This is a genomic window from Streptomyces sp. NRRL S-350 (genome assembly GCF_000719705.1).
GTDB lineage: Bacteria > Actinomycetota > Actinomycetes > Streptomycetales > Streptomycetaceae > Kitasatospora.
In genome coordinates this window covers 1-9,015 of the sequence record NZ_JOHO01000118.1, presented here as the reverse complement: position 1 = coordinate 9,015, position 9,015 = coordinate 1, and the positions used below count along the sequence as shown (strand labels likewise).

Here is a 9,015-nt window from a genome sequence, read left to right as displayed (position 1 = left end):
GCGGGGCGGCGGGGCGGCGGGGCGGCGGGGCGGCGGGGCGGCGCAAATCTAGGGCTGATTTCTTACCGCCGTCAACAAGGTGCACAATATGAGCCGGTCGGACGGCCGCACCCGGCTGGACAGTTGACGCCCCGTCGACGATCGGCGCCCGGGCGGGGAACGGCAGCCGGGCGGGAGCCAGCGGCCGCGTTCGTGTTCGCGTTCGCAACGGCGCGAGCGGCCACCCCCACCGGGGAGGCCGCTCGCGCCGTTCGGGCGGCGGTCAGGCGTAGAAGCGGTAGACGGCCTGGGCCACGACCGCGGGCTTGGTCTCGCCGTCGATTTCGACCGTCAGGTCGACGGTCACCTCGGCCCCTCCCTTCACCTCGGCGACCGAGGCGATCGCGCCATGGGCGCGGATCTTGGCACCCACCCGGACCGGGGAGGGGAAACGCACCTTGTTGAGACCGTAGTTGACGGCCATCCCGACGTCTTCGACCTGCAGCAGTTCGGTCCACAGCGGAATGAGCAGCGAGAGGGTCAGGTAGCCGTGGGCGATCGGGGCGCCGAACGGGCCTCGGGCGGCGCGTTCGGGGTCGACGTGGATCCACTGGTGGTCGTCGGTGGCGTCCGCGAAGGTGTTCACCCGGTCCTGCGTGATCTCCAGCCACCGACTGTGGCCGAGGTCGGCACCACCGAGGGTGAGCAGGTCGGCGAGGCCGTGGACGGTGCGGGGCACGTGGGGTCCTTCCTGGTGGGGGCGCTCCGGGGCGGCGCGCGAGGAGCGGGTCAGCCCTGCCCGTGGGCGGTGCGGATCGGCCCCTTGAGGAGCTTGCCCGCGCCGCCGCGGGGCAGCGCGTCGGTGAAGCGCACGGTTCTGGGGATCTTGTAGCGGGCCAGTCGGCCGTCGAGGTGGGCGAGCAGGTCCTCGGCGCTCGCGGTGGCGCCGGGGTGCAGGACCACGACGGCGCGGCCGACCTCGCCCCACTTATCGTCGGGCACGCCGAACACGGCGCACTCGGCGATCGCCGGGTGTTCCAGCAGGGCGTCCTCCACCTCGGCGGGGTAGATGTTCTCCCCTCCGGAGATGATCACGTCCTTGAGCCGGTCCACCAGCCGGATGTAGCCGTCCTCGTCCTGGACGGCGATGTCGCCGGAGCGGAACCACCGGCCGTCGTGGTAGGCGTCGGCGGTCTCTCGCGGCAGCTGCCAGTAGCCGGGGGTGACGTTGGGGCCGCTGACCACCACCTCCCCGGGCTCGCCCACGCCGACCTGCTCGCCGGCCGGGGCGAGCAGGCGGACATCGGTGAAGAAGTGGGGTGTGCCGGCGGTGCCGGCGCGTTCCAGGGCGTCCGCGCGGTCGAGCAGCAGCACGCCGGGCGCGGCCTCGGTCATGCCGTAGCCCTGGACGAACGCCAGGCCGAGGTCGAGGTACATACGGATGGTGCGGGCCGGTACGGGTGCGCCGCCGCAGAGCAGGTTGCGCAGGCTGCTCAGGTCGGCCCCGGCCCAGCCGTGCGCCTGGGCCATCGCGTCGTACATCGCCGGGACGCCGAACAGGCAGGTGATCCGGTGCTGTTCGATCAGTGCGAGGGTGCGTTCGGCGTCGAACCCCGGTTCGAGGACGACGGTGCCGCCCTTGAGCAGGGTCGGCAGGCAGGTCATGTTGAGCGCGGCGGCGTGGAACAGGGGTGCGCTGACCAGGGTGACCTCGTCGCCGGACAGGTCGACGTCGACCACGACGTTGAGGCTGTTCCAGACGAGGTTGCCGTGCGTCAGCAGGGTGCCCTTGGGACGGCCCGTGGTCCCCGAGGTGTACATGATCATGCACAGGTCGTCGTGGGTCACCGGTAGGTCCAGCAACCCGTCGGGGGCGTCCGCGAGCAGAGTCTCGAACTCCTCCCCCTCGACCTCCCACACCTCGCAATCCTGCGCCAACTCATCGAGTAACTCGGTTTTCTGACGCACCGCCAGCAGGATGGTGCTACCGCAGTCGCGGAGCTGGTAGCGCAGTTCCGGTGGGGCCAGGCGGGTGTTGAGCGGGACGAAGACGGCGCCCAACTGCCCTGCGGCGAAGAGGCCTTCCAGGAAGGCCGGGTGGTTGGGGCCGAGGAACGCCACGCGGTCGCCGCGGCGCACTCCGCGCAGGTGCAGCAGGTGGGCGAGGCGGCTGGACCTGCGGTGCAGCTCGGCGTAGCTGGTGGACCGGCCCTCGTGGAGCAGGGCGGTGCGGCGCGGTGTCTTACGGGCCCGGCGCGCGGGCCAGGAACCGATGCCTTCGTTGTGCAACGCGGGACTCCTCCGTCTGCGCCACTGCCGCCGTCTGCGTCACTGCCGCTTGTCGAGGCCGAGCAGCCGGGCGGCGTTGTCCTTGAGGATCTTGGGCCGCACCTCGTCCTTGATCGGCAGCTGCGCGAAGTCGGCCAGCCAGCGGTCCGGGCTGATGAGCGGGTAGTCCGAGCCGAACAGAACCTTGTCCTGGAGCAGGCTGTTGGCGTACTTGACCAGTTGCGGCGGGAAGTACTTCGGCGACCACCCGGACAGGTCGATGTGGACCTGCGGCTTGTGGGTCGCCACTGCCAGCGCCTCGTCCTGCCAGGGGAAGGAGGGGTGGGCGAGGATGATCGGCATGCCGGGGAAGTCCGCCGCGACGTCGTCCACCAGCATCGGGTTCGAGTACTTCAGGCGGATCCCGCCACCGCCCGGCGCGCCGGCGCCGATGCCGGTCTGCCCCGTGTGGAAGACGGCGATGGCACCGGCCTCCTCGATCGCCTCGTACAGGGGGTAGGCGAACCGGTCGTTGGGGTGGAACGCCTGCACGTTCGGGTGGAACTTGAAACCGCGGACCCCGAACTCGTCGACCAGTCTGCGGACTTGGCGTACTCCGGCCCGGCCCTTGTGCGGGTCGATGCTGGCGAAGGGGATGAGCACGTCGGGGTGGAGGCGCGCCGCCTCGGCGACCTCCTCGTTGGGGACGGCCGGGGTGCCGGTGGCGGCCTCCGCGTCCACGGTGAAGACCACGCAGGCCATCCTGCGCTCGCGGTAGTGCGCGGCGATCTCCGGCAGGGTCGGCCGGCGGTGGTCCGCGTGGAAGTAGGCGCCGGCCGCGGCGTCGAGCTCCTCGGAGAGCGAGCCCTGGCCGTTCGCCGAGACCTCGGCGTGGGTGTGGACGTCGATGGCGACGAGTTCGTCGAGCAGCAGGCGCGGTTCCTGAGGGGTCATCGGGCGGCCGCCGCTCAGATCCGCGGGGCCGGGATGCCGAAGGTCTCGGGCACCCGTCCGATCGAGGCCGGCCAGGCCGCGGCGATCGCGTCGGCGCTCCACCCGCCGTCCGCGTAGGCGACCGAGACCTCCTGCGGGTGCGACCACAGTGCCAGCTTGTCGCCACCGATGCCGATGCACTGGCCGGTGACGGCCGCGGCCGCGTCGGAGGCGAGGTAGACGACCAGGGGGGCGACGTCCTCGGGGGTGCCGAAGCCCTCCCCCTTGCGCAGGCCGTCCGGCAGCGGAGTGCCGTGCTGTTCCAGCGCTTCGACGTGCGGGGCGAAGGCAGGGATGGTCCTGGTCATCGCGGTGGCGGCGACGGGGATCACCGCGTTGGCGGTGATCCCGGCCTTCGCGAGTTCCATCGCCCAGGTGCGCACCATGGCCGCGATCCCGGCCTTCGCGGCGGCGTAGTTGGTCTGGCCGAAGTTGCCGCGCTGGCCCGCCGGGGAGCCGGCGACGATGACGCGTCCGCCCTCGCCCTGCTCGCGCATCCGGGCCACGGCGGCCCGGACGCAGGTGAAGGTCCCGCGCAGGTGGACCTGGACGACCGTGTCGAAGTCCTCGTCGCTCATCTTCCACAGCACCCGGTCGCGCAGGACGCCGGCGTTGGTCACCATCACGTCCAGCCGGCCGAACGCGTCCACGGCGCGCGCCGTCAGCGCCTCGGCGGTCTCCGTGGTCCCCACCGCGCCGACCTCGGCGACCGCGCGGCCGCCGGCGGCCTCGATCTCCTTGACGGCGCCCGCGGCGGCCTCCGGGTCCACGTCGTTGACCACGACCGCCGCTCCGGAGGCGGCGAGCGCCTTGGCATAGGCGAGCCCGAGGCCGCGACCGCTGCCGGTGACCACGGCGACCTTGCCGTTCAGATCCATGGGGACTCTCCTTCGTGGGGTGGAACTGCGCTCAACTTAGGCATCTAAGTGTTGGCCGTCAATATATTGCCGAGCATTGGGGCCGTCCGCGCAGCTCCGGCGCTGGTCCTAGGCTGGGCCCGTGATCGATCTCGACCCCGCTCCGCGCCCCCAGTCACTGATGCTCACCTTCTTCGGCATCCACGTCCTGGGGCGGGACGTCGCCCTGTCGTCGGGCTGCGTCATCGAGATCTTCGAACGGGTCGGCGTCACCGAGGAGGCCGTCCGCTCCACGCTGACGCGAATGGTCAACCGCGGCCTGCTCGCCCGGCACCGGCAGGGGCGGAAGATGTACTTCGGGCTCACTCCGCGCGCCGTGGCCGTCCTGAAGGACGGGCACGACCGGGTCTGGAGCACGGGCGCGGTCAACCGGGACTGGCACGGGCAGTGGACCCTGGTCGGTTTCTCCCTGCCGGAGGCCTGGCGCCGCCAGCGCCACGACCTCCGCTCCCGGCTGACCTGGGGCGGATTCGGGCCGCTCCAGAACGGGCTGTGGGTGGCACCGGGCGTGGTGGACGTCGCCGCACTGCTCGGCGACCTCGCCCTCGACGCGCACCTGCGGGTCTTCCGGGGCACGGTGCTGGCACCGACCGAGGTCTCGCAGGTGGTGGAGTCCGCCTTCGACACCGAGGCCATCGCCGACGGCTACCGCGCGTTCCTGCGCCGCTGGAGCGGGCCCACGACGGACTCCGACGACCCCTTGCGGCGGCAGCTGCTCGTCCACACCGACTGGCTCGAACTCGTACGCCGGGACCCGCACCTGCCGGCCGAGCACCTCCCGGCCGACTGGCCGGCGATCCGGGCGGAGGAACTGTTCCACACCATCGCCCGGGACGTCGCCGACGCGGCGGGCCGCGAGGCCGAACGGCGGGTGGACGCGATCGCGACGGCATGACCGGGCCCCGGCCGCCCGCTCATCGACGGCCCGCTCACCGGCCGCCCGCTCACCGGCCGCCACCGAAGGCCGCCGCCCCCCTTGCGGGGGCCTCCGTTTCGCCGGTTCTGCGGACGGATCAAGGGCGAGGCGATTTCCGCCTGACCCTACGAGCCCGGCCACCGCGTACCCGCAGCCGTGATTTCCGAAAGTTTCGAGCATTCGGCCGGATAAGCCGTCCGGCGGGCCGAGGCCCGCAACGCAAGATGACCATGGGGAAATCGGCCACGCGCCGGTCGAGTTCTCCGCCGGATCGGGTCCATCGAGTAACGCAGCGAGTGACGATGCGGCGATTGTTTCGAGGATTCAGTCGAAACTGTTGACACCTTGTCGGGCTCAGGCCAACACTGTCGCCGTCGACAAGTCCGAACGGCCCTGGATCCGGGCCGCATTCGCCAACCGGTGTCGGTAGTAGGGATGTTGATGCCACGGCGGTTCCGCGCGCCGCTGCGCGGTGCCGTCCGACCGTCCCGCCCCTCCGCGGTCATCGGTGGCGCATGGCCGCCCCCACCCCCACCCATCGGCAGGACGGATCACCCTCGTGAACTTCCCCCACCCCAAACGCCGTACCACCGGCCGGCTCCGGCGGATCGCCAGGAGCACGCGCGTCCTCGCACCGGCTCTCGTCGCCGTCCTGGTCTTGCCGGGCACCGCCGAGGCCGCGACCATCACCACCAACCAGACCGGCAGCGACGGCGGGTACTTCTACACGTTCTGGACCGAGGGCACCGGTGCGGCCTCGATGTCCCTGAACGGCGGCGGCAACTACAGCACCTCCTGGAACAACGCCGGCAACTTCGTCGCCGGCAAGGGCTGGAGCACCGGTTCGCGCAACCCGGTCACCTACTCGGGCACCTGGAGCACCAGCGGCAACGCCTACCTGTCGCTCTACGGCTGGAGCACCAACCCGCTCGTCGAGTACTACGTCGTCGAGAACTACGGCTCGTACAAGCCCACCGGCGCCTACAAGGGCACGGTCACCAGTGACGGCGGCACGTACGACATCTACGAGACGACGCGCGTCAACGCCCCCTCCATCGAGGGCATCAAGACGTTCAACCAGTACTGGAGCGTCCGCCAGGCCAAGCGGACCGGCGGAACCATCACCGTCGGGAACCACTTCGACGCGTGGGCCAGGAACGGCATGCCCCTCGGCACCATGAACTACGAGGTCATGGCCACCGAGGGCTACCACAGCAGCGGCAGCTCCAACATCACGCTGGGCACCTCCACCGGCGGCGGCCCCGGGGGCGGCACCGGCGGCGGCACCTGCAGCGCGACGCTCTCCGCCGGCGACTCGTGGAGCGACCGCTACAACCTGAACGTCGCGGTCACCGGCTCCGCCAACTGGAAAGTGACCGTGAAGGTCCCCTCCCCGGAGCGGATCGGCTCGACCTGGAACGTCAACACGTCCTACCCCGACGCCCAGACGCTCGTCGCCACCCCCAACGGCGCGGGCGACAACTGGGGCATGACCGTCATGAAGAACGGCAGCACCACCTGGCCGACGGTCTCCTGCAGCACCAGCTGACGGTCCGCCGCCCGCCGCACGGTATGCACAACGCTGCACCGCCTGTCGCAGACCTCACCCCGCACATGCCGGGCAAGGCGGTGTTCGTTGCGAATTGTTAGCGCTAACCGACGGGGCCCCGGAGCCGGGCCGACACCCCCCGGTCGGCCGGGCCCCGCCGGTGCGCACCCCCCCCCACCCAAGGAGAACGATTCGTCATGCCAGAGCTCAACGAGAAACCCCGCCTCCGCAAGATCCTGGCGGCGGCCGCCTGCCTGGTCGTCAGCTCGGCCGCGGCCCTCACCGCCGACCCCGCCGCCCACGCCGCCGGAGCGACCACTCTGGGTGCGGCGGCGGCCGGCAGCGGGCGCTACTTCGGTACGGCCGTGGCCTCGGGCAGGCTGGGTGATCCGACGTACTCCGGGATCCTCGACCGGGAGTTCAACATGGTCACCCCGGAGAACGAGATGAAGTGGGACACCATCGAGCGCTCCCGGGGGTCGTTCGACTTCGGCCCCGCCGACGCGATCGTCGGCCACGCCACCGCGCACCATCGAGGAGGCGTTCCGCACCGCCCGCAGCGCCGACCCGTCGGCCAAGCTCTGCTACAACGACTACAACATCGAGAACTGGTCCGACGCCAAGACCCAAGGCGTCTACTCCATGGTCAAGGACTTCAAGGCCCGGGGCGTGCCCATCGACTGCGTCGGCCTCCAGAGCCACTTCGGCGCGGGCGGCCCCCCGGCGAGCTACCGGACGACCCTGGCCAACTTCGCCGCGCTCGGCGTGGACGTCCAGATCACCGAGCTCGACATCGCCCAGGCGTCGGGCAGCGCGTACGCCAACACCGTCCAGGCGTGCCTCGACGTCCCCCGCTGCACGGGTCTGACGGTGTGGGGCATCCGCGACAGCGACTCCTGGCGCACCGGCGAGAACCCGCTGCTGTTCGACCCGGACGCGTCCTCGACGAGCCCGCCGGGCAGAACGGCAACGGCACCCCGCTCCAGGTGTGGGACGCCAGCGGCGCCGCCAACCAGCAGTGGCGGGCCGACCGCAACAGCGACGGCTCGTACACGCTGACCAACGTCGCCAGCGGCCGCGTCCTCGACGAGCCCGGCAACCAGACGGCCAACGGGACGCGGATGGAGGTCTGGGACTCCAACGGCGGCGCCAACCAGCACTGGCGGGCCGGCCAGAACAGCGACGGCTCCTACACGCTGACCAACGTCGCCAGCGGCCGAGCCCTGGAGACCCCCGGCGGCCAGACCGCCAACGGCACTCCCGTCCAGATCTGGGACTCCGCGGGCGGCGCCAACCAGCACTGGAACTTCAAGTGAGCTGAGCCGCGAGGGGGGCACGCCGCCACCGGCGGTGTGCCGCCGGCGGCCGACACCGCAGCACCCCGTACCACCGCGGCCCGAGAAGCCGGCGCCTACCCGACTTCCCGTCAGGTCGACACCGTCGCGGCACCTTTGCACCCCTACCGGCAATGGCGTGGATTCCTGCGCCCGGCCGATCGACAACCCTCGGCGCGCGCCGTCACCACGGCAGTCGGACGTCAGCGACAACGAACCGGCTGACGGCGCCGCCCCGTTCACGAAGGAGGTCCACATGCGCGGACGAAGTTCCGGCCGCAGGCACCTGTCCGTGGTGCTCACCGCCGTGCTCGCGACCGTGGCAGCGCTGGCGGCGCTGCTCGTCGCCAACCCGGCGCAGGCCGCCACCAGCGGCGCCCTGCGCGGCACCGGTTCCGGCCGGTGTCTCGACGTGCCGAACGCCGGCCAGAGCGACGGCACCCACCTGCAGATCTGGGACTGCTCGGGCGGCAGCAACCAGCAGTGGACGTCGACGGACGGCAACCAGCTGACCGTGTACGGCAACAAGTGCCTGGACGTTCCGGGCCACGCCACCACGGCGGGCACCCCGGTGCAGATCTGGACCTGTAGCGGCGGTGCGAACCAGCAGTGGCGGGTGAACTCCGACGGCACGGTCGTCGGCGTGGAGTCCGGGCTGTGCCTGGACGTCACGGGCGCCGGCACGGCCAACGGCACCGCGGTGGAGCTCTGGACGTGCACCGGCGGCAGCAACCAGAAGTGGACCGGCCTGTCCGGCTCGACCCCGCCGGGCGGCACGTGCGCCCTCCCGTCGACGTACCACTGGTCGTCCACCGGAACATCTGGGTGCTGGCCTACCAGTGGGGCCAGTGGCCGTTCATCTACCGCACGTCGAGCGACCCGACCAACCCCAACGGCTGGTCCGCGCCGCAGCCCCTGTTCACCGGCAGCCTCCCCGGCGCCGCCCCGATCGACCAGACGCTGATCGCCGACGGCCAGAACATGTACCTGTTCTTCGCCGGTGACAACGGCAGCATCTACCGGGCGAGCATGCCGATCGGGAACTTCCCGGGCAACTTC

At 71.3% G+C, this 9,015-nt stretch carries 7 protein-coding genes and 3 pseudogenes; 6 read left to right on the top strand and 4 right to left on the bottom strand.

Features of this window, described 5'->3' with window-relative positions; all coding sequences use genetic code 11:
- Positions 1 to 262: 262 nt before the first annotated feature.
- Genes IF30_RS0139510 through IF30_RS0139495 form a run of 4 tightly spaced genes read right to left on the bottom strand, consistent with a single transcriptional unit; the run spans position 263 to position 4,118 of the window.
- Positions 263 to 718 carry a MaoC family dehydratase gene (locus IF30_RS0139510; protein ID WP_030247768.1) on the bottom strand — a complete coding sequence of 152 codons (456 nt, stop codon included), beginning with the start codon at positions 716 to 718 and terminating at the stop codon, positions 263 to 265.
- A 50-nt stretch (positions 719 to 768) separates the two neighbouring features.
- Positions 769 to 2,268, bottom strand: coding sequence for an acyl-CoA synthetase (locus IF30_RS0139505; RefSeq protein WP_030247767.1), 1,500 nt, complete (start codon positions 2,266 to 2,268; stop codon positions 769 to 771).
- Positions 2,269 to 2,307: 39 nt separating this feature from the next.
- Positions 2,308 to 3,201 carry an amidohydrolase family protein gene (locus tag IF30_RS0139500; RefSeq protein ID WP_030247766.1) on the bottom strand — a complete coding sequence of 298 codons (894 nt, stop codon included), beginning with the start codon at positions 3,199 to 3,201 and terminating at the stop codon, positions 2,308 to 2,310.
- Positions 3,202 to 3,215: 14 nt separating this feature from the next.
- Complete coding sequence (locus tag IF30_RS0139495; RefSeq protein ID WP_030247765.1) at positions 3,216 to 4,118, bottom strand: SDR family NAD(P)-dependent oxidoreductase; 903 nt, start codon at positions 4,116 to 4,118, stop codon at positions 3,216 to 3,218.
- Positions 4,119 to 4,239: 121 nt separating this feature from the next.
- Between IF30_RS0139495 and IF30_RS0139490 the strand changes: the two genes are divergently transcribed.
- The 6 genes and pseudogenes from IF30_RS0139490 to IF30_RS46115 form a co-directional block, all read left to right on the top strand.
- The gene (locus IF30_RS0139490) at positions 4,240 to 5,052 is read left to right on the top strand and encodes a PaaX family transcriptional regulator C-terminal domain-containing protein (RefSeq protein WP_030247764.1); all 813 of its coding nucleotides are present in this window, start codon (positions 4,240 to 4,242) and stop codon (positions 5,050 to 5,052) included.
- 580 nt (positions 5,053 to 5,632) lie between these two features.
- On the top strand, positions 5,633 to 6,622 hold the full coding sequence (locus IF30_RS0139485) for a glycoside hydrolase family 11 protein (protein ID WP_030247763.1): 990 nt from the start codon (positions 5,633 to 5,635) through the stop codon (positions 6,620 to 6,622).
- Positions 6,623 to 6,819: 197 nt separating this feature from the next.
- Positions 6,820 to 7,092: pseudogene (locus IF30_RS50925) on the top strand (endo-1,4-beta-xylanase); the annotation flags it as partial.
- A gap of 61 nt (positions 7,093 to 7,153) precedes the next feature.
- Positions 7,154 to 7,501 (top strand): annotated as a pseudogene (locus IF30_RS50920) (endo-1,4-beta-xylanase); the annotation flags it as partial.
- Complete coding sequence (locus IF30_RS50915; protein WP_420791206.1) at positions 7,459 to 7,938, top strand: RICIN domain-containing protein; 480 nt, start codon at positions 7,459 to 7,461, stop codon at positions 7,936 to 7,938. The pseudogene IF30_RS50920 and the gene IF30_RS50915, both read left to right, overlap by 43 nt.
- A 274-nt stretch (positions 7,939 to 8,212) precedes the next feature.
- Positions 8,213 to 9,015 (top strand): annotated as a pseudogene (locus IF30_RS46115) (non-reducing end alpha-L-arabinofuranosidase family hydrolase); the annotation flags it as partial.